The organism is Bacillus cereus G9842 (genome assembly GCF_000021305.1).
Lineage (GTDB): Bacteria > Bacillota > Bacilli > Bacillales > Bacillaceae_G > Bacillus_A > Bacillus_A thuringiensis_S.
Window position 1 is genome coordinate 2,266,166 of sequence record NC_011772.1, and the last position, 26,907, is coordinate 2,293,072.

The window sequence follows — 26,907 nt, forward strand, 5'->3', positions numbered from 1 at the left end:
GTTTTTTATTATTTTTCTAACATTTCAAGAGGTACATCTTTTTCGCCAGCTACCTCAAATTTAATTTCCCCGTCTTCTTCATAAATACGTGTAATAATCGGTATAGTAATCATTAATTTTTTATGCTGCTTTCGTTTTCGAGCAGCATCTAAGCTAATCACGTTCATTTGTAAGCATCCTTTCTTCTGGAAATATATAAACAAAGAAAATGCGTCCGAAAAGGGCGCTTAATTGAATTTGAAATACCGATTCATTTAAATGGGGTTTATATAATTTAATAACTGCAATTTTAATATGAAATAATATGAATGGAATAATTGCACGTAGAAATTAACTTTACCAAAAAACGAAACAATATGCTATAAAAAATTATAAATCTTTGTCATATAACAGGAAAAAGGTTTTTGTTTCGCATATAATAAAAAGTAGACGGGCAGCAAGAGCTTTTTCATCATATTGCTTGGAAAGGCGATGAAAAGAATGGATACAGTAGATTCATTATTATTGCAACTTGAACAATATGGAGAAGAGCATGATCGAAATAAAAAAACAAGGGAAGAAAAATTACGGAATGTTTCTCGTGAGATGGGGCAATTTTTATCAATTTTAGTAAAAGGGTGTAATGCAAAAAACATCTTAGAAATTGGAACTTCTAATGGTTATTCTACATTGTGGTTAGCTAATGCGGTAGAAGAAACGAATGGAAATGTAACGACTGTAGAGCTTTCTTCAGAACGAGTTGGAGAGGCACTTGTCAATTTTGAAAAGGCAAACCTGTTACAAAGAATCGATATTCATAATCAAGAAGCCGGGGCATTTTTAGATTCGCAATTAAATCATTCATTTGATTTTATTTTCCTAGATTCAGAGCGTACGCAATACATGTGGTGGTTTGAGCATATAAAACGTATGTTACAACCAAAAGGTTTTCTTGTTGTTGATAATGCAACTTCTCATGCGAGTGAATTAGGTGAGTTTATAAAAATGATTGAAGAAGATGATACGTTTGAAACGGTGTTATTAGCGTTTCAAAAGGGAGCATTTGTAGCTCGCAAAAATAAATAAAAGTGAGCGTAATAGAATTATCACATTGAAAAAGGGTGAATGTCAAAAGATTGAGTGTAGCACGATTGAAAGAACGTAAATTATTTAGGAAATATATGAAGAATCCGCCTTCAGCATGTAGTTCTCTAGGTCTTAAGTCTGAGGAAAATTATGTTGATTACAGGTATACTTATAGTAAGAAACAGGGAATGACTGCATAAACAGACATTTCTAAAAAATCGATTTCAAGCAGGCAGAATGTATATGAAATACGATATAATTGATGAAATATAGTGCATATGAATTCGCACATATAAATAAAGGAGCGATTTTGTTGACTGAACTCGAGAAAAAAGAACCTGTATCCATTGTGAAAGATAATAATGTAGAAGTAGTAGTTGATACAGTTATAAAAGATGCAGAATTAGAGGAACTAAATAAAGAAGCTGATCTTTATGTACAAAAGTTAAATAGCGAGCAAAATACAGATTTATCAAAAGTATTGTCTCAGCTAGGAGATTTAGGGGATAAAGAGCAACAAGCAGCAGGACAAACGTTATCAGCTTTAAAACGCCCTGTAACAGCGATGATGAATGGGAAAAATGAAGAAATTCCAAATACATTGTTAGAATTACGAAAAGTGGTATCAGAGCTTGATCCCAATTCACTTAAAGCAAGTGGTATGAAGAAAATAATGTTTAAAGTATTCAAGAAAAATCCACTTGAAACATACGTGCATAAATACCAATCTATAGATAAACAAATCGAGGAAATTATTAGATCCCTCCTAATTGGTCGTGATAACCTACAAGAGGATACAGTTGGTCTTGAAATGTTAAAAGAACAATCGCACGATAAAATTCATGCTCTTGATAAACAAGTATACTTAGGGAAAAAGCTTGCTGGCATGCTTGAAGCTGAAAAACAAAACCCAGAGCGTCAAAGGGATATTCCGTTAATTAACGATGCATTAGAAAAGATACTTGTACGTACACGTAATATGCAGCAAGCGAAAAGTGTATTATTACAATCTATAGCTTCTGTAGACATCATTAAGAAAAACAATGAAAAATTAACAGAGGCAATACGTAATGCGATTACGATGACGCAAAACGTTGTAACAGTTTCAGCTGCTATTCAGCTAGCATTAACGAATCAACGTAAAACAATTGATGCCGTAAATGCGACGAATGAAGCAATTGAATCGATGGTGTTAAGTAATTCTCAAGCGTTAAAACAAAATACAGAAGAAACGACGAAATTGCTTGAGAATCCTGCTATTAGCATGGATAAATTACGCGAATCATTCCAAAATGTGTTCGCTGCAATTGAGGCATCTGAAAAATCGTCAGAACGTATTATTGAGTCAAGTAAGAAGTTTGTTATTGAACTAGACACATTTAATGATGAGATGAAGCAGAAACTCATTCAGCGTCCAAGGAAATAACGGATTATTAGAGGAGGTGAACAAATGAGTTTCATTCAAACAGTACTATTACTACTCGGTACATTGCTTTTAATAGCATTTACTGTCGTTGTTTTAGTCGTATATTTCGGACGGAAACTGTATTTTTCATGGACGAAGCCATATAAAAAAGCGCAAGATTCTTTAGATAAGTTATCAAACAAATCAATACCGTTTCTACAAGAATTTACACAACACCCACTGTTTTATCGCTGGATTCGCACCGAAGGAAAGAAAGAACAAAATATACTAAATACTCTATTCTGTGCATCAGGTCAACGTACGAGAGAACAAGTCTTCTCGATGTTACCGAAAGAAAAGCAGAAAAAAGTGCATGTAATGGCAAAAACTACGAAAAAGCTTACAAGTGAAGATATCGATGTGGCTGCGATGAAAGTGAAAGATTTCTTAAGACAAGAAACGCAGCAAACTGTAAAACCGACAGACTTATCATTTTATAAATTGTATTTTTATGACCGTTATCCAGACGCATTAAATACAATTCAAGCGTATAAACGCTCAATAAATCCTTCATTACAAAGAACGGTTGATGATATTACAATTTCAGTATTAAATGCACTTCCGTACTATCAAGAGCAACGCATGTTTGAACAACAACATAAACTTGAAACGTTCTTAATGAAAGATTTAACGGCCATGTTATCGTTGGTAGTACAATTACCACCTTCACAAAGACCAGAGAAGGAAGAAGAATTGAAAATCTACTTGGAAAATTTCAAAAAAGAAATGGAAGTAGTAGAGCGAGATATTCGCGACTCAATTGATCATGATTTAAATGTGAAGATGAGAGCAGCGACTGAGAAGTTTAAGAATAAATAACAAAAAGCGCCTTAAAAGCTAAGTATCACAGCTTTAAGGCGCTTTTTGTTATGAGATTTTATTTTGCTCTAACGGTAGTATGACTAGAAGCCACACTTTCATTATGCAATCGATCAACTGCAGTTACGACATACGTATACATTTCTCCAGAAATAACGGTTTTATCTACATAAATTTCTCCAAGTTTTGTTTTTCTTACAGTAGTAAGTAAATTTTTAGGATTTTGTATATCCACTTCATTTTGCCCATTCGCGCGGTAAATAGCGTAATAAGCAGAATCATTATCTCTATTATCAATGATACCGATTGCAATACCTTCATTTCTTGGAATGGCACCTTTTAATGTCGGTTGTTTTGGTGGATCATGATCAATCCAAGGCATAGGCGGGATTAATGCAGGATGTATATATATGTCTTTTGAGAGTCTATCTTTAACTCCAAGTGGATTGTTATTAATATCTTTTAAGCTAAAATGCATACTACCTTTTATTTCAGGATATAGCCGGTTTAATGTAATTTGTCTTGGATATTCTTCTGGATCAGACCAAGCAGAGACGGAGTTATTATTAATTTTATAGGCCGCTTGACCGATGTATAGGTGAATCGGTTTGTTATTTGTTTCTTTAACCCACCAATCTACTAATATGTCATATGCAGCTGGGGTGAAACCTATATTCCAATATATTTGCGGTGTAATGTAGTCAATATATCCTTTTTGTATCCACTCACGTGTGTCAGCATAAAGGTCATCATAGTTTCTTTGGCCTGCGGTTGTGTTAGAGCCAGTCGGATCGTCAGCTATATTTCGCCATACACCGAACGGACTAATGCCAAACTTTACGTATGATTTTTCTTGTTTTATAGCAGTATTTAAATCTTTTACAAGTTCATTTACATTGTTACGTCGCCAATCTTCTATATTTGTAAATTTACCGTTATTATATGTTTCGTATGTTTTCTGATCTGGAAATTCTTCACCGGCTACTTTATATGGGTAAAAATAATCATCCATATGCAGCGCATCAATATCGTAATTTTGTACGATTTCTAAAGCACCTTCTGTTATAAATTTTTTCACTTCTGGAATACCGGGATTGTAATATAACTTTCCGCCATAAGGTACAACCCAATTGGGGTGTTGCCTTGCAGGGTGATTATTTGATAATCGATTTATATCAGTGTGATTCATCGTTATTCGGTATGGATTAATCCATGCGTGGAATTCTATATTTCTTTTGTGTGCTTCTTCAATCATAAATGCAAGTGGATCGTATCCGGGGTCTTTTCCTTGTGTACCCGTAATGTATTCAGACCAAGGGCCGTAATTTGAGGGATAGAAAGCATCAGCTGTTGGTTTAATTTGTACAACAACTGCATTCATACCAGTGCTTTTTACATCGTCTAATAATCTTATAAATTCTTGTTTCTGCTTTTCAATAGGTAAGCCAGTTTTTGTGGGCCAATCAATATTCAGAACTGATGCGATCCATACAGCACGTAATTCATGTTTTTTGTACGTAGTATTTACTTCAGCATAAGTAGAGTGAGGGGAAATGAAAGAGAAAGGGATGAACAAGATGACGATACAACATATCATTAATAAACGTTTAACGATCATTTATACGCCTCCCTATCATATGATTATTTAAAATAATATCTGAGGTGAGGTTGGCCTTGCAATAGAGAAAATTACACATTGAAACATTAATTTAATAGGAAAAATATTTTTAATGAAATTTACTTTCATTATAACTAAATTCATTTACTACTTCATATGCTTGTTAGTAAAGTGAAACTTCCTTTCATTTGAAGGGTAATAAATTATAAGTATAGGAGGATTAATAAATGAAGGTTTTGTTTGTCTGTTCTGGAGGAATGTCCAGTGCAATTGTTGTAAACGCTTTAAAAAAAGAAGCGGAGAAAAATGGTTTGAACATGGAAGTGCATGCAATTGGAACGAATGAGGTAGAGGAAGAAGTAAAGAATGGCTGGGATGTCGTAATGGTGGCACCTCAAATAAGACACCGATTTGACTCTGTAAAAAAATTTGCAGAGGAGGAATCTATTCCGTGTGGCATCATTCCACCGCAAGCATACACGCCGCTTGGAGGCCCGACTTTATTAAAAACTGTAAATGAATTAATCAGTTAGGGGGAAGCGTTATGAATAAGTTTGTCACGTTTCTTGATAAAAACTTATCTGGCCCGATGGCAAGGCTTTCTGAGCAGAGGCATCTACAAGCAATCCGTGATGGAGTTATTTCGGCGTTACCATTTATTATAGTAGGAAGCTTCTTTTTAATAGTAGCATTTCCACCACTGCCGAAAGATAGTTTCATATCGGTTTGGGCATTAAAGAATCAAACAAGTATATTAATACCATATCGTTTAACTATGTTTATTATGTCCTTATATATAGCATTTGGAATAGGATATAATTTAGCGAAAAGTTATAAATTAGATGCTTTATCAGGAGCACAGCTTGCGGTATGTTCACTACTTTTAACATTAACGCCTGAGTTAATTGATAAAAAAGGATTTATGCTTCCAATGACAAACCTCGGAGGTCATGGATTATTTGTGACGATGATTGTCTCTATTTTATCAGTTGAGATTTTAAGATTTTGTAAGAAGAATAACGTAACGATAAAAATGCCAGAACAAGTACCACCGTCAGTATCACGTTCATTTGAAGCACTTATACCTGCAGCATTCGTTATTATTATTATGAGTCTTATTACAGTCGTTTTTAAAGTTGATTTACATTACGTTGTAGATAAACTAGCCGCACCGTTAGTAAAAGCTGGTGATAGTTACTTTGGCGTTATTATACCTGTATTTTTAATTACGTTTTTCTGGTCTTTCGGGATACACGGAGTATCAGTTGTAGGTACTGTGGCAAGGCCGCTTTGGGATGTGTATTTAGGAAAGAACGGTGAAGCTGTAGCAAGTGGAGCGAGTCATTTTCCGTTTATTGCACCAGAACCGTTTTATCAATGGTTTATTTGGATTGGTGGTTCGGGCGCAACGTTAGGGCTTGTGTTAGCTATGATCGTATTTGGTCGATCAAAATATTCGAAAGCATTATCGAGAACGTGTATTGTTCCGGGGATTTTTAATATAAATGAACCGGTTATATTCGGTTTGCCGATTGTATTAAATCCAATTTTAATTATTCCTTTCGTCATTACACCGTTAGTAACAGCTACTATAGCTTATGCTGCAACAGCGATGGGATTTGTAACACCAACGCATATTATGCCGCCATGGACATTACCTGCTCCAATTGGTGCTTATTTAGCAACAGGTGGAGATTGGCGTGCGATTGTATTAGTTTTTATAAATATAGCAATATCGTTCCTTATTTATTTACCATTCTTTAAAATGTACGACAAAAATATGCTTGAAATTGAAAAGAATGGTGACGGGGAATCTGTTAATCCTTAATCTGCATGCTATTATTTTGAGTGATAGACTTTTTGTCTATCACTTCTTTCACATTAAAACTAGAAAGGGGGAAATAGAATGAATATAAAATTTAGTTATAAAGGCGTATTTTTATTATTATTTGGAGTGATTTGTGCAAATTTACTTTTTGTCCCTTTATTAGGCATGCTAAATCTATCACAAATGCATAGTATCTGGCTCGTTACAAGTATTGCGGCAAGCGTTTTGCTTACGGTAGTTGTTTCTTTCATTGATGGATCGTTTGCATCGAAAGCTCAGTTGTTTTTTAGATTTATATTGTTTTCGATTGGTTGTACGTTCGTTACTTACATGATTGTTTTTTAGTAAATAGGAGGTCATGCACGTTATGTATATTGCAGGGGTAATGTCTGGTACTTCATTAGATGGAATAGATGTAGCGCTCGTTCATATAGAAGGAAGTGGTGTAGATTCTAAAATCGAACTCATCCATTTTACTACTGTTCCATTTTGTAATGATATGAAAAATGAGATCCAACAAGCGTTATCAATTGAAACTTCGAATGTCCAACTTATATGTAGTTTAAATTTTAAACTTGGTTTATGCTTCGCCAATGCTGTAAAGGAAGTTTGTAAAGAGGCCAATTTTCCTTTGAGACAATTAGATTTAATAGGCTCTCACGGACAAACGATTTATCATCAGCCAAAGCAAGAAGGAAATATTATTTCTTCAACATTGCAAATTGGGGAACCAGCAGTAATAGCATATGAAACGAACACGACAGTTATCTCGAATTTCCGAACGATGGACATGGCGGCAGGGGGACAAGGTGCACCACTTGTACCATATTCAGAGATTATTTTATATCGGCATCAAACTAAAAATAGACTACTACAAAATATTGGCGGGATTGGTAATGTTACAGTGGTTCCAAGTAAACGAAGTAATGAGAGTGTTATTGCTTTTGATACTGGACCAGGGAATATGATAATTGATGAAGTATGTCAAAGGTTATTTCAGTTGTCATATGATCAAAATGGTAAGATTGCAAAACAGGGAGTAGTTGTAGATGAAATTTTGACTTATTGTATGAACCATCCATTTTTGAACGTGAAACCACCAAAATCAACAGGTAGAGAACAGTTTGGAGAAGCGTTTGTGACTGAATTATTGAATCGATTTGAAAAGCATAGTAGAGAAAATATATTGGCAACTGTCACAATGTTTACAGCAAGTTCAATTGTTCATCATTATCAGGAATTTATTTTTCCGTATTATGAAATCGATGAAGTAATTTTAGGCGGGGGCGGAAGTTATAATCGTACACTTGTTGAAATGATACGATTTGGATTAAAGGAAGAAAAATGCAAAATATTTACTCAAGAAGATTTAGGCTATTCCTCAGCGGCGAAAGAAGCAATCGCCTTTGCGATTTTAGCAAACGAAACGTATCATCGTAATCCGAGTAATGTGCCGAGCGCAACAGGTGCAAAGCAATCTGTAGTTTTAGGGAATATAACATTCCCTCCAATTTGAAGAGAATGAGGCGAATATATGAAGTATATGATTGGAGTAGATGGCGGGGGAACGAAGACAGAAGCAATTGCATTTGATAAAGACGGTAACGAATTTGCAAGAGCTACAAGTGGATTTGGAAATATATTAATAGATTTTGAAGAAGCTCTTGTGCATATTATGGAAGTGATTGATCAATGCCAGAAAGGGTTATTAAAGGGGGATTGCGTTTGTATTTGTTTAGGATTAGCGGGTGTAAGTGGAGCAAATACAAATGAATTAACATTACGTCTAAAAAAGAAGTATGGAACACCAATTGAAGTATTCAATGACGCAATGATCGCACATGCAGCTACTTTAAAAGGGAATGACGGAATTTTAACAATTGGTGGTACAGGTGCGATTTGTCTTGGAAAGAAAGAAGAAGCGTATGAGTATAGCGGTGGATGGGGACATATTTTAGGTGATGAAGGAAGTGGATATTGGATTGCATTACAATCTTTAAAGAAAATGGCAATTCAATTTGATCAAGGAATCAGTCTTTGTCCATTGAGTTTGAATATTCAAAGGCAGTTTCAACTTTTGACACCGTCTCATATAAAAAGCTTAGTATATACTTCTTCTAAAGATAAAATTGCAGCAATCGCGCCATTAGTTATTCAGGAAGCGAGAAATGGAAATGATGATGCACATGAAATTATAATGCAAGCTGGAAAGGAATTAGCAAGGATTACAGTAAATGTTTATAACAAGTTAAACTTTAAGCACTCAACGCCAATTGCAGTAAGTGGCAGTATATTGCGTTTAGTTCCTGAAATATTTGCTGTATTTAAGAAATGCTGTGAAGAAAGTATGAAAGAAATTATATTTGTATCACAAGCAGAAATGGCAGTGAAAGGAACATATTATTTAATGAGGGATATATATTTTTAAAAATAGCGTATGAGAATTTTTGTATGATTTGTAAAAATATGATGTTAAAATGTATAAAGGGATGTATATTAAAACGTACAATATACGTAGTAATTGAATATTGTATATGTAATCCCATGTAGAAAGTGAATGATTACATGATTAATAGTATGCAGTTTTTATATTTGGTGGCTTCTTATTTAATTGGAAACATCTTGACCGCTTATATAGTAACAAAATTGAGACATAACGTTGATATTAGGGGTGAAGGAAGCGGAAATCCTGGTGCAAGAAATATGGGGCGCGTATATGGAAAAGGGTATTTCATCGCTACATTTTTAGGTGATGCAATTAAAGGAGCAATCGTTGTTACTGTTGCAAAATATCTTTTTGAAGATCCTACATTCGTAATGTTAACATTATTGGCCGTTATTATTGGACATATTTACCCAGTTTTATTTAAAGGTAAGGGCGGTAAAGGTATTTCAACATTTATTGGAGGATTAATCGCATTTGATTATTTGATAGCGCTTACCCTCATAGGCATTTTTATTGTATTTTATTTAATATTTAAAGGATTTACGAAGCCAGGACTAATTACGATTGCTTGTTTACCAATTTGTATGATTCTTTATTCTTATTCTATTGTTACGACTATTTTAAGTGGAATGATTATTGTACTTATTCTATATGTAAATCGAGAATAAAATGAATGTTTAATAAGTGGGGATAGTCTCCACTTATCATTTTTTATTAAATAGATAAAGGAGATAAGGCATGGGGTTAATTTATAAAGTTGCTGATCAAGATTGGGAATTTGAAAGTATACATAAATTAAATTATAAAACTTTTGTGGAAGAGATTCCACAACATGAAGAAACGAAAGACCAGTTTCGTATAGATAGGTTTCATGAAGAAAATACATATTTAATTTGTTTAGATGAGGATAGATTAGTAGGTATGGTCGCGGTGCGGGGAAAACGACCATTCTCGTTAGATTATAAAATTTCAAATTTAGATGTTTATTTGCAAGAGCATGGAGAAAAAGTGTATGAAATTCGTTTACTTTCAGTAGAACGTGAATATAGGAATGGAAGAGCGTTGTTAGGATTAATCCGTTTTCTACATCGTTATTTGCTTCTAAACGGATATGAATTAGCACTCATTTCTGCAACAACACGTGAACTAGCTTTATATGAGCAGATGGGATTCAAAGATTTCCATACGTTAGTTGGTACAGAAGCAGCAACCTACCAGCCAATGTATGTTACCCCTGCTATGTTTGAAGAATCGAGTGTTGGAAGTATTATGACGAAAGAATACACGTTTTTACCTGGTCCAGTAGACATTGAAGAGAACGTTCGAAAGGCATTTTGTACTAAGCCTATTTCGCATCGCTCTAAGTCATTTCAAGTGACAATGGACAATGTGAAAAAACGGTTACTTCACATGACAAAAGCAAAACATGTACAACTTATGTTAGGAACAGGGACGTTAGCCAATGATGCGATTGCTTTACAGTTACGTTCTTTAAAAGGGAAAGGACTAGTATTAACAAATGGAGAATTTGGAAATAGATTAGTTGGGCATGCAAAACGAGCACAGTTACATTTTGATACGTATAAAAAGGAAATGAGAGAGCCGTTTATTTATACAGAATTAGAAGAAATAATGACAACTGGAAATTATGAATGGCTTTGGTTTGTTCATCATGAAACATCTACTGGAATGTTAAACGATTTAAACGAGCTAAATACTCTTTGTAACGAGAATCAAATGAAACTATGTGTAGATTGCATAAGCTCAATTGGAGCAATACCAATAGACTTGAAGGATGTGTATTTTGCAAGTGGTGTTAGCGGTAAAGCGATTAAATCATATACAGGAATTTCTTTCGTTTTTCATAACCACATTGTAAAAATAAACGAGGCTGTGCCGGCCTATATGGACATTGGCATGTATGAAGAAAATGAAAGCATTCCATACTCACAATCATGGAATTTAATTTATGCATTGCAAGAAGCGTTGAAGAGATTTGAAGATGAAAAGGCATTTGTAAAAATTAAAGAGACATACGATTATGTTGAAGAAGTTATTACTGATATGGGTTTAAAGCTTGTTTCACCTAAAGAACATGCCGCGCCAATTATACTTACTATTGTATTGAGCGAAGATCATTCTTCTAAAGTAGTAGGCGATGCATTAGCATTACAAGGATACATCGTTCATTATGAGTCATCTTATTTACAAAAGAATAATTGGATCCAAATTGCATGTTTAAATCATTATAAAGAACGTGATATGAAGAGGATGTTGAATTGTTTGCAAATGTGTTTATTTCAGAGTGGGGTACAAATATAAAGACTTTTTCTTTTCGTATAAAGGAGCTACGACTTACGAAAACTTAGGAATAGAACATTGGAAGAGGTGTAAGTATGATAACTAGAAAACTACCATTACATATAGATAATATTAAAAAAGCTCACAAGATTCTAGATAGAAATGCTCGTAAAACGCCATTAGTAAAATCTTTTTACTTGACTAGTAAAACGGGCGGAGAAATTCATTTGAAATTAGAAAATATGCAATTAACGGGTTCTTTTAAATTTCGTGGCGCATTTAATAAAATGTCGCGGCTCACGGATCAAGAAAAAGAAAGAGGTGTAATTGCATGTTCAGCAGGTAATCATGCACAAGGAGTTGCATTATCTGCTCATTTACTCGGTATTAAGAGTAAAATTGTTATGCCAATTTCTGCACCGCAGGCTAAAGTCGAAGCAACTAGAGGATATGGATCTGAAGTAATTTTACATGGTGAAACATTTGATGATGCAAAGGCAAAATGTGAAGAAATTATAAGGGAAACAGGTGAGACATACTTACATCCATATGATGATGTAGAGGTAATGGCTGGTCAAGGTACAATTGGATTAGATATTCTTGATGATATGTGGGATGTAGATACTGTCATTGTACCAATAGGTGGAGGCGGAATTATTTCTGGTATTTCTGTAGCATTAAAATCTTTTAATCCATCGATTAATATAATTGGTGTCCAAGCAGATAATGTTCATGGAATGAAGGCATCTTACGATAAAGGAGCAATCGTAGAACATTATGAGGCGCCTACTATTGCAGATGGTTGCGCTGTTAAAATACCAGGGGAATTAACATTTGAAATTGTAAAAGAATTAGTAGATGATATTGTAACTGTATCAGAAAAAGAACTGGAAGTAGCGATGAAAGATTTATTACAACGTGGGAAAGCTGTTGTAGAAGGTGCAGGTGCATTAGCAACTGCTGCACTTCTTGCAGGAAAAGTTGATAGCTATATAAAAGGAAAAAAAGTAGTAGCGGTTATATCTGGTGGGAACGTGGACTTACAGCGCATATCAAGTGTATGTGAGCACTTTTTTGTCGCTAATGAAGTGAAATAGTTTTATGAAAGAAGAGCTAAGAGAAATAATTTTAGCTCTTACTTTTTGTCTACTGTTTATTGTAAGTAGCAATAAATTTGCTGTTTAATGAATTGTTTTATTTAAGCGCCAATTTTTACACATATCTTGAATGTTACAATAATTATTTCAATATTGTCGAAACGTAAGCAGAAATTTAATATAATAGTTTTAATGTACTAATGAGCGGTGAGGAGGGCAGGTCATGAATAAAGAAGAACAGGTCATGAACGGTTTCAGGGAATTATATAATAAGCTGGTTTGGCTTAATAAAGATAAGATGGAAGAAGGTCTTAAAGGTTTTAAGTCTTCTGAAGTCCACTGCATTGAATATATTGAAAATAATGTGGATTCTAATGTGACACAACTTGCAGAGGCTTTTTATGTGACTCGCGGTGCTATAAGTAGAATGACTAAGAAGCTCATACAAAAAGGCCTTATTGAAAGCTACCAAAAGTCGGAAAATAAGAAAGAAATTTATTTTAGGCTTACCGAAGAAGGGAAAGAAATTTATAAAATCCATGAAGATCTGCACAAAGAGTTTCAAGAGCGGGATAAAGCTGTATTTGAGCAAGTAACTGAAGAAGAATTCGACAGTATAATTAGTTTCGTGGAAAAGTATAGTAGACATTTGGATGCAGAAATAAAGAAACAAGGTATACATATTAAATCCTAATACATTTTAATAATGAAATGGCAGCCTTACTCTAATGAGAATAGGCTGCTTTTTTATTATGTTATTTTTGTTGACTAATCAACAAAACGGAGTTATCATTTTGTTGACACGACAACAAAATGTTTTAAGGAGAGAAGTTAAATGTCTATATTTAGATCACAAAATGAAAGGAAAACTGAAAAAAGCATAGATAAACATGCTTTACTATTCGGACTTATTTCTGTATTTCTTTGTGGTATAGGTTTCAGTATTATCATGCCTGTAGTCCCATTCTTAGTACAGCCATATACAAGTAATCCGGAAGAACAAGCATTAGTTGTTACACTACTAACTTCCGTATATGCGGCTTGCGTGTTTTTAGCTGCCCCAGTACTCGGAGCTTTAAGCGATAAGTATGGCCGTCGTCCATTACTTTTAATATGCTTATTTGGTTCTGCAATTGGGTACTTAGTTTTTGGTATAGGAGGAGCTTTATGGGTACTATTTGCTGGACGCATAATAGAAGGAATAACAGGCGGGAGCATAAGTACTATCTTCGCATATTTTGCAGACATCATTCCAAAAGAGCAGAGAACGAAATACTTTGGATGGGTGAGTGCAGTTGTAGGTGCGGGAACTATCATTGGCCCCACTATTGGGGGATTACTTGCCAAGTTTGGTGATACTGTACCTATGTATTTTGGAGCAATCATAACGTTAATAAATGTTGTATATGGGATCAAATATATGCCTGAGAGTCTTGACAAAAATAATAGGTTAAAAGAGATTACTTTTGTAAGGTTGAATCCTTTTGCACAGCTAGCAAACATACTTTCCATGAAAAATTTAAAATGGTTACTTGTCTCAGCGTTTTTACTTTGGATACCTAACGGATCTTTACAAGCAATTTTCACGCAATTTACAATGGATACTTTCAGTTGGAAACCTGCACTAATCGGACTTATGTTTTCAATTTTGGGCTTTCAAGACATTGTTTCACAAAGTTTTATAATGCCAAAGCTTTTGATCCAGCTTAGTGATAAACAAATAGCAATTCTTGGGATGGGTTCGGAGATTATAGGATACAGTTTTATTGCGGCATCAGCTTTGTTTTCACTCTATCCACTACTTATCGTTGGAATGCTGATGTATGGTTTTGGGGATTCAATTTTCGGGCCTTCATTCAACGGGATGCTTTCAAAGTCTGGCGGTTCTAGTGAACAAGGAAGGATTCAAGGGGGAAGTCAATCTATTCAAGCTTTAGCAAGAATGATTGGTCCTATTATTGGAGGGCAAATCTATGTATCGCTTGGTCATGCTGCACCTGCTTTTATGGGTATGATCCTTATAGTCGCGGCAATAGCAGTTTTGTATAAGGGGACACATGCAACTGTATAACAGATAGATATAAGAACAAATAAAAGGGTGTCAGAACTTAGGAACACGTGCTGACACCCTTTTTGTTTACGGTTTGAGAGCTAAGAGAAATGCTTTTGTTTAGGGATTTATTCTGCAATGCTCTCATAGTGAAGAGTAATATTCAGTGAGGTTGAACTATCATTAATTACAGTTAGCTTTTTTTGAAAGTAAAAAGGTATGTAAATGACTAGTTAGTTTAATTATGCTTGTGCTGAAGTAAATAATGACTCCATTTTTACCTTGCTCTTCTCTCGAATTTCAGCATCTGCATGGCGCATAACATATTTATGCGCTACAGCGATTGCTAAAACATCATCTAATAAGCCAATCCCAATAATAGCAGCTATATCTGGAATGAAATCAATTGTTAATACGTAATAAGATAAAGCGGCTAATATTATGAATTTCGCTTTAGTAGGTAATTCTTTCTTTTTCATTGTGTAGAATAAGATAATACTTTCATATACGCTGGATTTACCGAGGTTTACAGAGCTTTTTTTGAACTTTTTCCAAAGTGTCTGTTTCTCCATATAAATACTCCTTTTACAAAAACATAGATTTTTTAAAAGGATAGACAAAGAAGTGAGAGATTAATCAATGTTATTGTTTTTCTTATTATATATTTCCATAAAAATAGGGGATTACCTGTTCAAAATAATATAATGTGGATTATGCCACGATTCACAGTGTTCCGTTACATAGTATATATATTGTAAAATGTATGTGTATGATTTAGTTATTATCATGCATTTTATAAGCGGTATGGGGGAAGAAAAATGAAAATAATAGAACTACCAATTGAATTCGAATTTAACGGGCAAAAACAATGTGTTTATCCAAGTTTAATTATAGTACATAATGAATTAACATTAGTCGATACAGGATATACAAGTTTTTTACCTTTAATTGAAAATGCAATATTAAAACATGGATATGAGATGAAAAACTTAAAAAATATAATTATTACTCATTATGATGATGATCATCTAGGGGCTTTATATGATTTCAAAGTGAAATATCCTCACATTAATATTATTGCTAGTGAAATTGAATCTAACTATATTAGTGGTGATATAAAATCAGAGAGGTTAGTTCAAGCTGAAAAAATGTTAGAACGTATGCCAAATGAAGAAAAAGAATTTGGTAAATGGTTTATACAACAGTTAAAAAATATAAAACATATTTCCGTCGATGAAAAAGTGCATGATGGTCAAATGATTTTGAATAATGAATGTCAAATAGTAGCGACGCCAGGACATACTTCGGGGCATATTTCATTATATTTTCCGAATTTAGACTGTGTAATTACAGGAGATGCAGCGGTTCAAGAGAATCGTGAGTTAGTAATAGCTAATCCGGATTTTTGCTTAGATATAGAAAGGGCGGAAAAGTCTTTAAATAGGATTAAAAGTCTTAAAGCAGCACAGTATTATTGCTACCATGGAGGAAAGCTGACTTTATAAAATAATGAAAACCGGTCTTTCCTAAATCAAAAAGATCGGTTTTTTAGTTCATATATTTTGCGATTTCAACCAAATCAGTAACAGTATATTTCGGTAAAATTGAAATGTATATGTACAAAAGAATATATATAATTTGAGCAAGGGTATAGGAGGGAGAAGATGGGTTCGTTATTTGATGTAATAGCAAATGTTATTTTGTTTTATCCTCGAAATGACATGAAATTGAAACACCATATTGCAAAATTAAGTGAATTAGAGTGGTTTCGAAATCTACATGAAGATCCGAAGTATACAAGTTTAATTTGGAGTAATAGAAAAATTAAAAAGTATATTTTGACTTCTGCAAATATGGAACCATTAATAAAATCCGAGAAAAAGCAAAAAGAATTTGTCCATCTAGTACAGGATGAATATAAAAAAAGAAGATAAGAATTTTTTTATTTTTCATATTTAGCGAAACAAATGGTACAATGAAAGCTAATGTGAAAAATAAGGAAAAGAAGTGGTCTATTTGAAAAACTTTTTAGAATTAGGAATTAGTGAAACTTTTAATCATACATTACGTGAAAATGGAATTACAGAAGCAACACCAATTCAAGAAAAGGCAATTCCAGTTATTCTGTCAGGTAAAGATATTATTGGGCAGGCGAAAACTGGAACGGGTAAAACGTTAGCATTTGTGTTACCGATTTTAGAAAAAATCAATCCAGAGTCTAGTGATGTTCAGGCTTTAATTGTTGCACCAACAAGGGAACTAGCTCTGCAAATTACAACTGAAATTAAAAAAATGCTTGTTCAAAGAGAAGATATTAATGTACTAGCGATTTATGGTGGGCAAGATGTAGCACAACAATTGAGAAAATTAAAAGGTAATACACATATTGTTGTTGCAACACCAGGACGATTATTAGATCATATACGACGCGAAACAATTGATTTAAGTAATCTTTCAACGATTGTACTAGATGAAGCGGATCAAATGCTTTATTTCGGTTTCTTATATGATATTGAAGATATTTTAGATGAGACACCTGGTAGTAAACAAACGATGTTATTCTCAGCAACGATGCCAAAAGATATTAAAAAATTGGCGAAGCGTTATATGGATGAGCCGCAAATGATTCAAGTACAAAGTGAAGAAGTAACGGTAGATACAATTGAGCAGCGTGTCATTGAGACGACAGATCGTGCAAAGCCAGATGCACTTCGTTTTGTTATGGATCGTGACCAGCCATTTTTAGCAGTTATTTTCTGTCGTACAAAGGTTAGAGCAAGTAAGCTTTATGATAATTTAAAAGGATTAGGTTACAATTGTGCTGAACTTCATGGTGATATACCTCAAGCGAAACGTGAAAGAGTTATGAAGAGTTTCCGCGAAGCTAAAATTCAGTACTTAATCGCAACGGATGTAGCAGCTCGTGGACTTGATGTAGATGGTGTAACGCACGTATTTAACTTTGATATCCCTGAAGATGTAGAAAGTTATATTCACCGCATTGGCCGAACAGGACGTGCAGGTGGATCAGGTCTTGCAATTACGTTCGTTGCAGCGAAAGATGAAAAACATTTAGAAGAAATTGAAAAAACGCTTGGTGCACCAATACAAAGAGAAATAATCGAACAACCGAAGATAAAACGTGTAGATGAAAATGGAAAACCGGTACCAAAGCCGGCTCCAAAGAAATCAGGTCAAAATCGTCAAAGAGATAGCCGCGAAGGTTCAAGAAGTGAATCAAGACGTGATTCGAGAAATAGCTCGAGAAGTGATTCAAGAAATGAAAATAACCGATCATTTAATAAGTCAAGTAATAAAAAAGGTAGTACAAAGCAAGGTCAGCAAAGACGTGGCCGTTAAAGTATGAAATGGTAATTTGGATGAAGAGATATATCGTTTGTTAATAGAGAAATCGCTATATAATAAAAAATCCTGATATAATTATTAATGCAGAAGGAGTCACAAAAATTTGTGGCTCTTTTTGTATTTAATAATAGGTTGGCGTGCATTTGCACCATAAGAGTAAAGTTTATAATTTCATTTACCGTATTTAAAATAATTTAAAGAATAAAGAAAAAATTAAAATGTGGAGCCTTTATTCGTCTGAAAGTTCAAAAAGATATATAATAATTTTCTAACCATTAATTCATGGAGGGGTATTAATGAAAACTGAAACGTTACACACACAAGAAGACATTTTAAAAATGCTTGATTCATTATTAAGACCTGCAGAACCATTTTGGAATGAGTTTTATGAGAATAGAGAAAAGGATGTTCCGTTTTTTGAAAATGTTCCAGATGAGAATCTAGTTTCGAATATACAAAAAGAGAGAGTTTCAAAAGGGAAGGTATTAGAACTTGGATGTGGTCCAGGTAGAAATGCCATTTATTTAGCGACTCAAGGATTTGATGTAACAGCAGTGGATTTATCTGTAGAAGGCATTAACTGGGCAAAAGAGAGGGCATTGGCAAAAGGGGTAGAAATTCATTTTATTTGTAATTCAATTTTTAATTTAGAGGTTCAAAACGAATTTGATTTTGTATATGATTCGGGCTGTTTGCATCACATTCCACCGCATAGAAGAATAAATTATGTGGATTTAATTAAAAACTCATTAAAATCGGGTGGTTATTTCGGATTAACATGTTTTGCAGCAGGCAATTTAGATGAGCGAAATGGATCAGAAATAACAGATTGGGACGTATATAGAGAATGGAGTCTACAAGGTGGTCTTGCATACTCGGAAGAAAAGTTAAGAGAGATATTTAAAGAATTTGAGGTAATTGAGATTAGAAGGATGAAACAAATGAAACAACCGAAAGAAATGTTTGGAGAATCATTTCTTTGGACAGCATTATTTAAGAAGAAATAAGAAAGTAGATAATTGACAAACTCATCGTTTTTATAGACAATACACTTATAGGAATATACGTTCGGTTTTTTGGCCGACTTATGTTTTACATAAATATATAACAAGGGGCTGTCTCCATATGAGTAACACAAATCAAAAAATTACTACGTTTTTAATGTTTGAAGGCAAAGCTGAGGAAGCAATGAATTTTTATACGTCGCTATTTGATCAATCGGAAATTGTAAGTATTTCTCGCTACGATGAAAATGGACCTGGTAAAGAGGGAACTGTAATTCATGCAACTTTTACGCTAAATGGCCAAGAGTTTATGTGTATTGATAGTTATGTAAATCATAATTTTACATTCACTCCAGCTATGTCTCTTTATGTAACTTGTGAGACAGAAGAAGAAATTGAAACGGTCTTTCATAAACTAGCGCAGGATGGAGCAATTCTCATGCCTTTAGGTTCTTATCCGTTTAGTAAAAAGTTTGGCTGGTTAAATGATAAGTATGGTGTATCTTGGCAGTTAACTCTTGCTGAATAAAAAAGAAAAAGCGTAGCTTATTTGTTTAATGGATTTAGTTAAAAGCTTGAAAAATGAAATAACATAAAAAAGCGTTCCAACTGTCAACAGTTTTGGAATGCTTTTTTTGTGGAAATGAGTTGTTTAAAACTTACCAATTCTACGATTATTTTAAATGAATGATGGAATAGATGTATATTTTTGTGTCTTTTTAGAATTTTTAGTAATTATTAGTATTTATCTGTTAATATAAATGTAAACAACTATGTATGAACTATCAGGCAGGTTAATAGGAAAAGGAAAGTATAAATAGTTAATAAGCTTACACATTGAATGCCACTAGATCGTTTGGAGGACTAATCGCAATGGATACTACACAACAAAACAGTAATGCATGGGATAAGAAGGTTGAAGAAGGTTCTAGATACACGCAGCCTGTAAGTAGCGAGATTATTGAGAAAAGCAAATCAGGTGAATGGGAGATTACAGTCACTACGGAAAAGTCAGTTCCTAGAGAGTGGTTTCCAAAGTCATTAGATGGATTAAAGATACTTTGCTTAGCGTCAGGTGGTGGACAACAAGCACCTGTTCTAGCTGCTGCTGGAGCAGATGTAACAGTTACTGATATATCTAAGAAGCAATTGGAACAAGATGAAAAGGTAGCAAAACGGGATGGTTTGACTTTAAAAACCGTACAAGGAGATATGTCAGACCTTGGTGACTTTGAGGATGAATATTTTGATATTGTTGTAAATCCTGTCTCTAATTTGTTTGTAAAAGATGTTCATCTTGTATGGAATGAAGTTTCTAGGGTTTTAAAGAATAAAGGTATTCTTATTGCTGGATTTACAAATCCATTACTATGGATCTTTGATGATAACCAAGAACAAAAAGGTATTCTTGATGTTAAACATTCAATTCCTTCATCAACATTGGATTATTTACCAGAGGATGAAGTTCAAGATTACATCGATTCAAATCAAACAATAGAATATGCGCATACTTTAGAAGACCAAATCCAAGGCCAAATTGAAGCTGGTTTTGCTATGACAGGTTTTTATGAGGATGATTTTGGTGGGACAAGGATATTAGATAAGCATATTAAAACATTTATTGCGACAAAAGCTATAAAGTTAAAGATGGATTAAGAATTTTTGCTTGTCACACGGGGCGTTAGTCGAAGAACGCTCTTAAAATAGAAAAAGATGGTGCTTTCCATCCTTTTCCTTATGTATTTTGAGTGTCGAAATTATTCTCAAAACAAATTTTACACTACCAATTGTATAATTAGTTTTTTTATATTAAGAATTTTGCTGACCGAATCTTTTCCCGAGTTTAGCTAACAATTCAGGTTGATCGCTTTGGCTCATTATTACCTCAATAAAGATAAGTTGATTCTTATTAAAAGTTATATTTGTTAAGACTTCTGTTAACTCTGTTTCATTCTCCACTTTAAATGTTAGGCTTTTTTCTTCTGATCCGAATAGGTTCGGCAAGCTAGTATAATCCCACATCTGTATGTCATTATATGGTTGGTTTTGGCCGTGAATGGCACGTTCAACAGTGTATCCGTTGTTATTGATTAAAAATATAATCGGTTTTAAATTTTGACGTAGTATAGTTGATAACTCTTGGGCAGTTACTTGGTAAGAACCGTCACCAATAATTAAAATGTTGCGCCGTGATAAATTGGCGACCTGTGTACCAATTAGAGCGGGCAGTGTATATCCGATAGATCCCCATAACGGTTGTCCTACATATGCAGTGTTATTAGGTAGAGGGATAGCAGCACTACCAAAGAAAGGTGTTCCTTGCTCTACAATTAAGATGTCGTTTTCTTGTAAGAAATGGTACATTTGCTGCCAAAAACGTTTTTGTGTGACCATTTGTGATTTGGGATTGAACTCTTCAGTAAAAAGAGATGATTTTAAAATAAATGGCTTAACGTCAAGAGTATCTTTATTACGATGCTCAATTGAATCACTTAAATGTTGTAAAATATCCTGCATTACAACTGGACCGTATTTTTTATCTATAATTTTCACAGTGTAGGGATGGATTTCTATAACTTGTTCTTTTGTAAAACCTTGTGTGAAGCCGCCTGTAATAGTATCAGTTAACTTCACACCAATACTAATAATACAATCGACTTTAAATTTTCATGTGGTACTACATCATCTAAAAAGGCAAGATTATAATCACCAGGAACCCCGAATGTATGTTCAATTCCTAATTCGTGTAGTCTATCCAATAAATATGTACTTACAGTATATTTTTTTCAAATGAATCATCTCCTAATTATGCAGTGAATGTTTCAATAGACTAAACAGATTCTAATAAGTTGATTAAAATATTCATTACTAGATTGTGGTATAATTTACATACAGGGGGAAAGTAGATGACACAACATAAAGAAGAACAGATGAATGAGGCATTAGCATTATTTTATTTTGCATATAAAACATTTACTGAAAAGCCAGATGAAATTATAAAAGAATATGGCATTCAACGAGTACATCATCGAATTTTATTTTTTATCGCACGTTTTCCAGGGATAAGTGTAAATGAGTTATTATCATTATTAGAAATAAGTAAACAAGCTCTCCACGGGCCACTACGTCAACTTGTGGAAAAGGGCTTAATTGAGAGTAATGAAGCTACGCATGACCGCCGTGTGAAACAGTTGTCTTTAACAGAACAAGGTGCAGATTTAGAGAAAAAATTGAGCGATGTACAAAGACAACAAATGGGCGCTATTTTTTCAAAATTTGGTGAATCATGTGAAGACAATTGGCATCAAGTTATGAATGAAATGGCAAATAGTCGATCAGGTTTTGATGCTTGGATATCAAAACGGGAAATACCAGTCGATCAAAAATAATGAAAAACTTCTGTTTTTATAGTTTGAAAAAGAACAAATTTTATCCATACATTTGGCAACTATCGTTTGGTTATAGAGTGAATGGATAAAAAGATACATTACTAGATACTTTATACGTGTACGCAATGGAACAATAAAATTCACATTTCCGAAAGGGGAATTATAATGATAAAACTTGTACTTATTCGTCACGGACAAAGTTTATGGAATCTTGAAAATCGCTTTACTGGATGGACAGATGTTGATCTATCAGAGAATGGATTAAGTGAAGCGAGAGAAGCAGGAGCAATATTAAAGAAAAACAGATATACTTTTGATGTGGCTTATACATCTGTATTAAAACGCGCAATTCGGACGTTATGGATTGTACTTCATGAGATGGATCTTACTTGGGTCCCAATACATAAATCTTGGAAGCTAAATGAAAGACATTATGGTGCATTGCAGGGGTTGAATAAAGATGAAACTGCTCAAAAATATGGTGAGGAGCAAGTTCATATTTGGAGAAGAAGTGTTGATGTAAGACCACCGGCTCTTACTGAAGACGATCCTCGATATGAAGCGACCGATCCAAGATATAAAACACTCAAAAAAGGTGAATTTCCATTAACTGAATGTTTAGAGGATACGGAGAAGAGAGTACTTGCTTATTGGCACTCAGAAATTGCGCCGATATTAAAAAATGGTAATAAAGTAATTATTTCATCACACGGTAACACAATTCGCTCGCTAGTAAAATACTTAGACAACCTTTCGAGTGATGGTGTAGTTTCATTAAATATTCCAACTAGTATTCCGCTTGTTTATGAATTAGACGAAAACTTACGTCCGATTCGTCATTATTATTTAAGTATGGATGGAGAAGTACCTGAAGGGGAAATTCCGAAACATATTTCTTTTTAATACGAAAATTTGAAATGAATGCTTGTCTACATATACAATATAGACTCATGGTAAAGTAAAATTTTAATCAGTGGGGGTCTTACTGCCCACAAATAGCAGGATAAAAGACGTGGTACCTTCTAATATATATGCGATGTAGCTAAATTTAGAAGCTTGTCCATGTCTTTTGTCATAAAGAGAGCAGCTTGCGCATGTAATGATATCGTGAGTAGTTTTTGAATGGAGGGTGATGTGATTAATGATCTCTAACATTCGAATTGGCTTATTTGTTTTAGCGATTGTCTTTGTAGTCCTTGTTTTCTTTTATTGGAAAAATGAGGAGTTGTACGAGGAGAAAAAGCAACGTATTAGAAAGACTTGGTATGGTTTGTTTATCATATCTGTCACCGTGTATTTCATGATAAAAGGAATTGATTTAACCCTCTGGAAAAATCTTTTAATGTTTACTGCAATGGTTATTTTTGTTGATATTGCGTTCATTTTAACGCCTAATATTTCAGAAATATGGGGTGCGAAATTTAGCGATATTGGCAAGACAGTTCAATCAATAAAACGATCATTAATTGCATCTAAAGCGAGAGGAGAAATATACACCACAATTATTCAAAATGTTAATCCAGCAGTTTTCGGTACGATGGAATGGCATACGGAAGAAGAATATACAAAGAGCTTAAATGTATTTTTAGATTCATATGGGGAAAAAATTGGCGCGAAAATTGTTGTTTTTGAAGCGGCAAAGGAATTAAATACAAACTTTCGTGGTATTCGCTCGCAATTTAGTATTATCGTTCCGTTAGAACATATCGAGCAATTGAATGAGCAGAAAGCAGTGCAAGTAGAAAATGTCGGGATTATACCAGCAAAAATAGTAAGTGATGTTTTCATTGTTATTGATGGAAAGAAAAATAACCTGCAAGATCGGGATTTTGAAAATGTATATAATTTAACAATACATCATAGTTATTTTAGTAAATAAGGACAGAATCTTTTTCTGTCCTTTTCTTCTATACATAAATTAAAAACAAAATCCGACAAAGTTGAATAAAATTGGACAATCATTCCTACACTAGCATGTAGAGGTGATTGTAGTGGTAAAAGATTATGACAATGATTTTTTTAAAGAAGATAACGAAGATACAACAGATTTCTCTTTAATAAAAGGGGATGCGTTGCAGCAAGTAGAAGAATTAGAAGAAGAATTAAAAAGAAAATCATAAGTGTACACTCTTTCTACATTTGCTATATAATATAAATAAAAGGTTGTATCTTTTTGAAAAGGGGGAGAAGAGATGGCTGAAGTCAATGTACAAAAGTCTTCGTTTTTTAAAGAAAAAAAAGAAGAATCCAATACAGATTTCTCTCTTGTGAAAGGTGCATTAACGGAGAATATAAATCGGTTAGAGAAACTGATGAATAATAGTAGTTCAAAATATATACAAGTGAAAAGAACAAAAGAAAATGCATAGAGCATTTTCTTTTGTTTTTTATTTAATAGTAAACTTATCTTTTACTTTTTTAGGTAAATCTGTTTTCTGAATCTCTTCATAGGACTTTACTTCAATTGATGATATTTCATTTTTGCTATTATCATCTTGATCTACATAAAGGCGTAAAAACGCGTCTTCATTTAATTTATGGTCGTTTTCTTTTTTTGTACTTCTAAATGTAATTTGTTTTTTGACACCATCTTCATGATATGCGGGCAGCGTATAGTTTCGTAAGTTTCTACCATCTACTTTTTCGATAGCTCCTTCGCCTTTTATCTGCATGTAATATACATCTTTACCAATTTTATTTAGTGACGCTCTCTCACAGCCAATAGTAAAACTAAAAAATAATAAACATAGTGTAATAATTGCTGCAAACTTTTTCATTTTCTTTATCTCCTTTAATGTGTTTCTTTAAAAAGTATACGACTATTATTAAATGAGAAAAATCGATATAGCTTACAACGCCCTTATAATGTTGTATGAGTGTTGTAAATAAAATGAACAATAAAAGTTAAAAGAAAGGTAAAATAATGAATCATGGTATAATGATAAAAGACTTACATACTATTTTTTCATTTTGAGAGGAGCTTGAAAAATGTATTCTACTTTAGAACAATTAACAAAGCACCCTGTATTTTATCATTTTGCAGAAATTTCAAAGATTCCTAGAGGATCAGGTAATGAAAAGGAAATTAGTGATTATTTAGTGGGCTTTGCAAAAGAGCGTAACTTAGAAGTCATTCAAGATGAAGCATTAAATGTCATTATTAAAAAAGAAGCAACAGCTGGTTATGAAAATGTACCAGCTATTATTATTCAAGGTCATATGGATATGGTTTGCGAAAAAAATCAAGCAACAGTACATGATTTTGAAAAAGATCCAATTGAATTACGAATCATTGGGGACATGTTATATGCAAATCAAACAACTTTAGGTGCGGATAATGGTATTGCAGTTGCGTATGCATTAGCTTTATTAGATTCAAAAGAAATTCCGCATCCAGCACTTGAAGTCGTTATCACTACTGAAGAAGAAACGACAATGGGCGGGGCTTTTGCTATTGATCCAAATCATTTTGAAGGAAAGATATTTATAAATATTGATTCTGAAGAAGATCATAAATTACTTGTAAGTAGTGCAGGTGGTGCGAAAGCTGTTGAAACAATTCCCGTAATTTGGGATGAAACACCAGCGAATATGGATGCATACCGTCTATATGTTGGCGGTCTAAAAGGCGGACATTCTGGTATGGAAATTGATAAACAACGCGGTAATGCGAACAAAGTATTAGGACGAGTGTTACGTGATTTATCAGCACATACGGAGTTTAACATAAGTGAAGTTCACGGCGGATTAAAAACGAATGCAATTCCGCGTGAAAGTGTAGCTACAATTTTAATTCGTACAGAAGATGTAGGGCAAGTAGAAGAAAAACTAGAATCATGGACACGTGTATTACAAGAAGAAATGCGTGCTGTTGATTCAGATGTTCATGTTACACTGACAAAATTGGATGAAACAGTTGAAAAAGTATTTGCTAAAGAGACACAAAAGCAGCTTATTTCATCATTATTCTTAATTCCGAATGGTATTCAAAGTATGAGCATGGATATTAAAGGTCTTGTAGAAAGCTCAACAAATTTAGGCGTTATTGAAACGTTGCAAGATGAAATTAAATTACGTAACGAAGTGCGAAGTTCTGTAAGTAGTTTAAAACAACATGTTGCAGAAGAAATCAAATATATTGCTGAATTAGTTGGTGCTACATTTGAAATAGAGTCAGAGTATCCAGAATGGCCATACAATCCAAACTCACAAATTCGTAATTTATTTGAAAAAGTACATCAAGAAAAATACAATAAAGAAATTGAAATCTTCGCTGTACATGCGGGGATTGAGTGTAGCGCATTCGTTCAAAAGATGCCTGAATTAGATGCAATTTCATTCGGACCAGACATCTTTAACGTCCACACTCCAGATGAACATATCAGTATCTCTTCTGTAGTGAATAACTGGGGATTCTTCGTTGATGTAATGAAGGTTACGAAAGAATTAGCTAAGTAAT

30 protein-coding genes and 1 pseudogene are annotated in these 26,907 nt (G+C 33.7%); 25 read left to right on the forward strand and 6 right to left on the reverse strand.

Going from position 1 to position 26,907, the window contains the following annotated elements; genetic code table 11:
• Positions 1-8: 8 nt before the first annotated feature.
• On the reverse strand, positions 9-167 hold the full coding sequence (locus BCG9842_RS31300; RefSeq protein ID WP_001100984.1) for a hypothetical protein: 159 nt from the start codon (positions 165-167) through the stop codon (positions 9-11).
• Positions 168-471: 304 nt separating this feature from the next.
• On the opposite strand from BCG9842_RS31300, the gene BCG9842_RS11425 reads away from it, so the two are divergent.
• The 3 genes from BCG9842_RS11425 (at position 472) to BCG9842_RS11435 (ending at position 3,349) form a co-directional block, all read left to right on the forward strand.
• Positions 472-1,065, forward strand: a complete 594-nt coding sequence (locus tag BCG9842_RS11425; protein WP_002082794.1) for an O-methyltransferase — start codon at positions 472-474, stop codon at positions 1,063-1,065.
• A 313-nt stretch (positions 1,066-1,378) separates the two neighbouring features.
• Positions 1,379-2,491, forward strand: coding sequence for a toxic anion resistance protein (locus BCG9842_RS11430; RefSeq protein WP_000137396.1), 1,113 nt, complete (start codon positions 1,379-1,381; stop codon positions 2,489-2,491).
• Between the two features lie 24 nt (positions 2,492-2,515).
• Positions 2,516-3,349 carry a DUF3974 domain-containing protein gene (locus BCG9842_RS11435; protein ID WP_000008362.1) on the forward strand — a complete coding sequence of 278 codons (834 nt, stop codon included), beginning with the start codon at positions 2,516-2,518 and terminating at the stop codon, positions 3,347-3,349.
• A gap of 58 nt (positions 3,350-3,407) precedes the next feature.
• Here BCG9842_RS11435 and BCG9842_RS11440 read toward each other — a convergent pair whose 3' ends face one another.
• Positions 3,408-4,967, reverse strand: a complete 1,560-nt coding sequence (locus BCG9842_RS11440) for a glycoside hydrolase family 10 protein (RefSeq protein ID WP_000636025.1) — start codon at positions 4,965-4,967, stop codon at positions 3,408-3,410.
• 227 nt (positions 4,968-5,194) lie between these two features.
• Between BCG9842_RS11440 and BCG9842_RS11445 the strand changes: the two genes are divergently transcribed.
• The 10 genes from BCG9842_RS11445 (at position 5,195) to BCG9842_RS11490 (ending at position 14,710) form a co-directional block, all read left to right on the forward strand.
• Positions 5,195-5,500: a PTS sugar transporter subunit IIB gene (locus tag BCG9842_RS11445; RefSeq protein WP_000865903.1), complete on the forward strand. Its 306-nt coding sequence runs from the start codon at positions 5,195-5,197 to the stop codon at positions 5,498-5,500.
• Positions 5,501-5,511: 11 nt separating this feature from the next.
• Complete coding sequence (locus BCG9842_RS11450; RefSeq protein WP_001032289.1) at positions 5,512-6,795, forward strand: PTS sugar transporter subunit IIC; 1,284 nt, start codon at positions 5,512-5,514, stop codon at positions 6,793-6,795.
• Positions 6,796-6,873: 78 nt separating this feature from the next.
• Positions 6,874-7,140 carry a hypothetical protein gene (locus BCG9842_RS11455; protein ID WP_001021963.1) on the forward strand — a complete coding sequence of 89 codons (267 nt, stop codon included), beginning with the start codon at positions 6,874-6,876 and terminating at the stop codon, positions 7,138-7,140.
• Positions 7,141-7,162: 22 nt separating this feature from the next.
• Positions 7,163-8,311: an anhydro-N-acetylmuramic acid kinase AnmK gene (gene anmK / locus BCG9842_RS11460; protein WP_000274969.1), complete on the forward strand. Its 1,149-nt coding sequence runs from the start codon at positions 7,163-7,165 to the stop codon at positions 8,309-8,311.
• Positions 8,312-8,329: 18 nt separating this feature from the next.
• Positions 8,330-9,223, forward strand: coding sequence for a BadF/BadG/BcrA/BcrD ATPase family protein (locus BCG9842_RS11465; protein ID WP_000876579.1), 894 nt, complete (start codon positions 8,330-8,332; stop codon positions 9,221-9,223).
• Positions 9,224-9,360: 137 nt separating this feature from the next.
• On the forward strand, positions 9,361-9,909 hold the full coding sequence (gene plsY / locus BCG9842_RS11470) for a glycerol-3-phosphate 1-O-acyltransferase PlsY (protein ID WP_000610879.1): 549 nt from the start codon (positions 9,361-9,363) through the stop codon (positions 9,907-9,909).
• A 70-nt stretch (positions 9,910-9,979) separates the two neighbouring features.
• Positions 9,980-11,563: an aminotransferase class V-fold PLP-dependent enzyme gene (locus tag BCG9842_RS11475; protein ID WP_000523040.1), complete on the forward strand. Its 1,584-nt coding sequence runs from the start codon at positions 9,980-9,982 to the stop codon at positions 11,561-11,563.
• Between the two features lie 74 nt (positions 11,564-11,637).
• A complete protein-coding gene (gene tdcB, locus BCG9842_RS11480; RefSeq protein WP_000632966.1) occupies positions 11,638-12,639 on the forward strand; it encodes a bifunctional threonine ammonia-lyase/L-serine ammonia-lyase TdcB in 1,002 nt (333 codons plus the stop codon).
• 223 nt (positions 12,640-12,862) lie between these two features.
• Positions 12,863-13,333, forward strand: a complete 471-nt coding sequence (locus BCG9842_RS11485; RefSeq protein WP_001030909.1) for a MarR family transcriptional regulator — start codon at positions 12,863-12,865, stop codon at positions 13,331-13,333.
• A gap of 141 nt (positions 13,334-13,474) precedes the next feature.
• On the forward strand, positions 13,475-14,710 hold the full coding sequence (locus BCG9842_RS11490) for an MFS transporter (RefSeq protein WP_000021835.1): 1,236 nt from the start codon (positions 13,475-13,477) through the stop codon (positions 14,708-14,710).
• A 221-nt stretch (positions 14,711-14,931) separates the two neighbouring features.
• Here the strand turns inward: BCG9842_RS11490 and BCG9842_RS11495 are convergent, their stop codons facing one another.
• Positions 14,932-15,261: a YkvA family protein gene (locus tag BCG9842_RS11495; protein WP_000415089.1), complete on the reverse strand. Its 330-nt coding sequence runs from the start codon at positions 15,259-15,261 to the stop codon at positions 14,932-14,934.
• A gap of 246 nt (positions 15,262-15,507) precedes the next feature.
• Here BCG9842_RS11495 and BCG9842_RS11500 point away from each other — a divergent pair, with 246 nt between their 5' ends.
• The 6 genes from BCG9842_RS11500 (at position 15,508) to BCG9842_RS11525 (ending at position 20,715) form a co-directional block, all read left to right on the forward strand.
• Complete coding sequence (locus BCG9842_RS11500) at positions 15,508-16,194, forward strand: MBL fold metallo-hydrolase (protein WP_000691174.1); 687 nt, start codon at positions 15,508-15,510, stop codon at positions 16,192-16,194.
• A gap of 159 nt (positions 16,195-16,353) precedes the next feature.
• On the forward strand, positions 16,354-16,623 hold the full coding sequence (locus BCG9842_RS11505) for a hypothetical protein (RefSeq protein ID WP_000535041.1): 270 nt from the start codon (positions 16,354-16,356) through the stop codon (positions 16,621-16,623).
• 73 nt (positions 16,624-16,696) lie between these two features.
• Complete coding sequence (locus tag BCG9842_RS11510) at positions 16,697-18,049, forward strand: DEAD/DEAH box helicase (protein ID WP_002082792.1); 1,353 nt, start codon at positions 16,697-16,699, stop codon at positions 18,047-18,049.
• Between the two features lie 302 nt (positions 18,050-18,351).
• On the forward strand, positions 18,352-19,062 hold the full coding sequence (locus BCG9842_RS11515; RefSeq protein WP_000846298.1) for a class I SAM-dependent methyltransferase: 711 nt from the start codon (positions 18,352-18,354) through the stop codon (positions 19,060-19,062).
• Between the two features lie 118 nt (positions 19,063-19,180).
• Positions 19,181-19,588 carry a VOC family protein gene (locus BCG9842_RS11520; protein WP_000072495.1) on the forward strand — a complete coding sequence of 136 codons (408 nt, stop codon included), beginning with the start codon at positions 19,181-19,183 and terminating at the stop codon, positions 19,586-19,588.
• Between the two features lie 344 nt (positions 19,589-19,932).
• Entirely contained in the window at positions 19,933-20,715 is a 783-nt protein-coding gene (locus BCG9842_RS11525) for a class I SAM-dependent methyltransferase (RefSeq protein WP_000381782.1), read from the forward strand.
• 153 nt (positions 20,716-20,868) lie between these two features.
• On the opposite strand, the pseudogene BCG9842_RS11530 reads toward BCG9842_RS11525, so the two are convergent.
• Both BCG9842_RS11530 and BCG9842_RS29640 read right to left on the reverse strand, forming a co-directional pair.
• Positions 20,869-21,714, reverse strand: a pseudogene (locus tag BCG9842_RS11530) (thiamine pyrophosphate-dependent enzyme); the annotation flags it as partial.
• Positions 21,690-21,818 (reverse strand): hypothetical protein, encoded by a 129-nt coding sequence (locus BCG9842_RS29640; RefSeq protein WP_003265031.1) that lies wholly within the window; start codon positions 21,816-21,818, stop codon positions 21,690-21,692. The pseudogene BCG9842_RS11530 and the gene BCG9842_RS29640, both read right to left, overlap by 25 nt.
• A gap of 147 nt (positions 21,819-21,965) precedes the next feature.
• Here BCG9842_RS29640 and BCG9842_RS11535 point away from each other — a divergent pair, with 147 nt between their 5' ends.
• From BCG9842_RS11535 to spoIISB, 5 genes are all read left to right on the forward strand, one after another.
• Complete coding sequence (locus tag BCG9842_RS11535; RefSeq protein ID WP_000191905.1) at positions 21,966-22,448, forward strand: MarR family winged helix-turn-helix transcriptional regulator; 483 nt, start codon at positions 21,966-21,968, stop codon at positions 22,446-22,448.
• Positions 22,449-22,613: 165 nt separating this feature from the next.
• On the forward strand, positions 22,614-23,351 hold the full coding sequence (gene gpmA, locus BCG9842_RS11540) for a 2,3-diphosphoglycerate-dependent phosphoglycerate mutase (RefSeq protein WP_000594159.1): 738 nt from the start codon (positions 22,614-22,616) through the stop codon (positions 23,349-23,351).
• A 238-nt stretch (positions 23,352-23,589) separates the two neighbouring features.
• Positions 23,590-24,327, forward strand: a complete 738-nt coding sequence (locus tag BCG9842_RS11545; RefSeq protein WP_000624981.1) for a type II toxin-antitoxin system SpoIISA family toxin — start codon at positions 23,590-23,592, stop codon at positions 24,325-24,327.
• 112 nt (positions 24,328-24,439) lie between these two features.
• On the forward strand, positions 24,440-24,568 hold the full coding sequence (locus tag BCG9842_RS11550; protein WP_000237817.1) for a hypothetical protein: 129 nt from the start codon (positions 24,440-24,442) through the stop codon (positions 24,566-24,568).
• Positions 24,569-24,640: 72 nt separating this feature from the next.
• Positions 24,641-24,817 carry a stage II sporulation protein SB gene (gene spoIISB, locus BCG9842_RS11555; RefSeq protein WP_000852629.1) on the forward strand — a complete coding sequence of 59 codons (177 nt, stop codon included), beginning with the start codon at positions 24,641-24,643 and terminating at the stop codon, positions 24,815-24,817.
• An 18-nt stretch (positions 24,818-24,835) separates the two neighbouring features.
• Here spoIISB and BCG9842_RS11560 read toward each other — a convergent pair whose 3' ends face one another.
• Positions 24,836-25,225, reverse strand: a complete 390-nt coding sequence (locus BCG9842_RS11560) for a YxeA family protein (protein WP_000712655.1) — start codon at positions 25,223-25,225, stop codon at positions 24,836-24,838.
• Between the two features lie 211 nt (positions 25,226-25,436).
• Between BCG9842_RS11560 and pepD the strand changes: the two genes are divergently transcribed.
• On the forward strand, positions 25,437-26,906 hold the full coding sequence (gene pepD, locus BCG9842_RS11565) for a beta-Ala-His dipeptidase (protein WP_000287541.1): 1,470 nt from the start codon (positions 25,437-25,439) through the stop codon (positions 26,904-26,906).
• Position 26,907 lies beyond the last annotated feature (1 nt).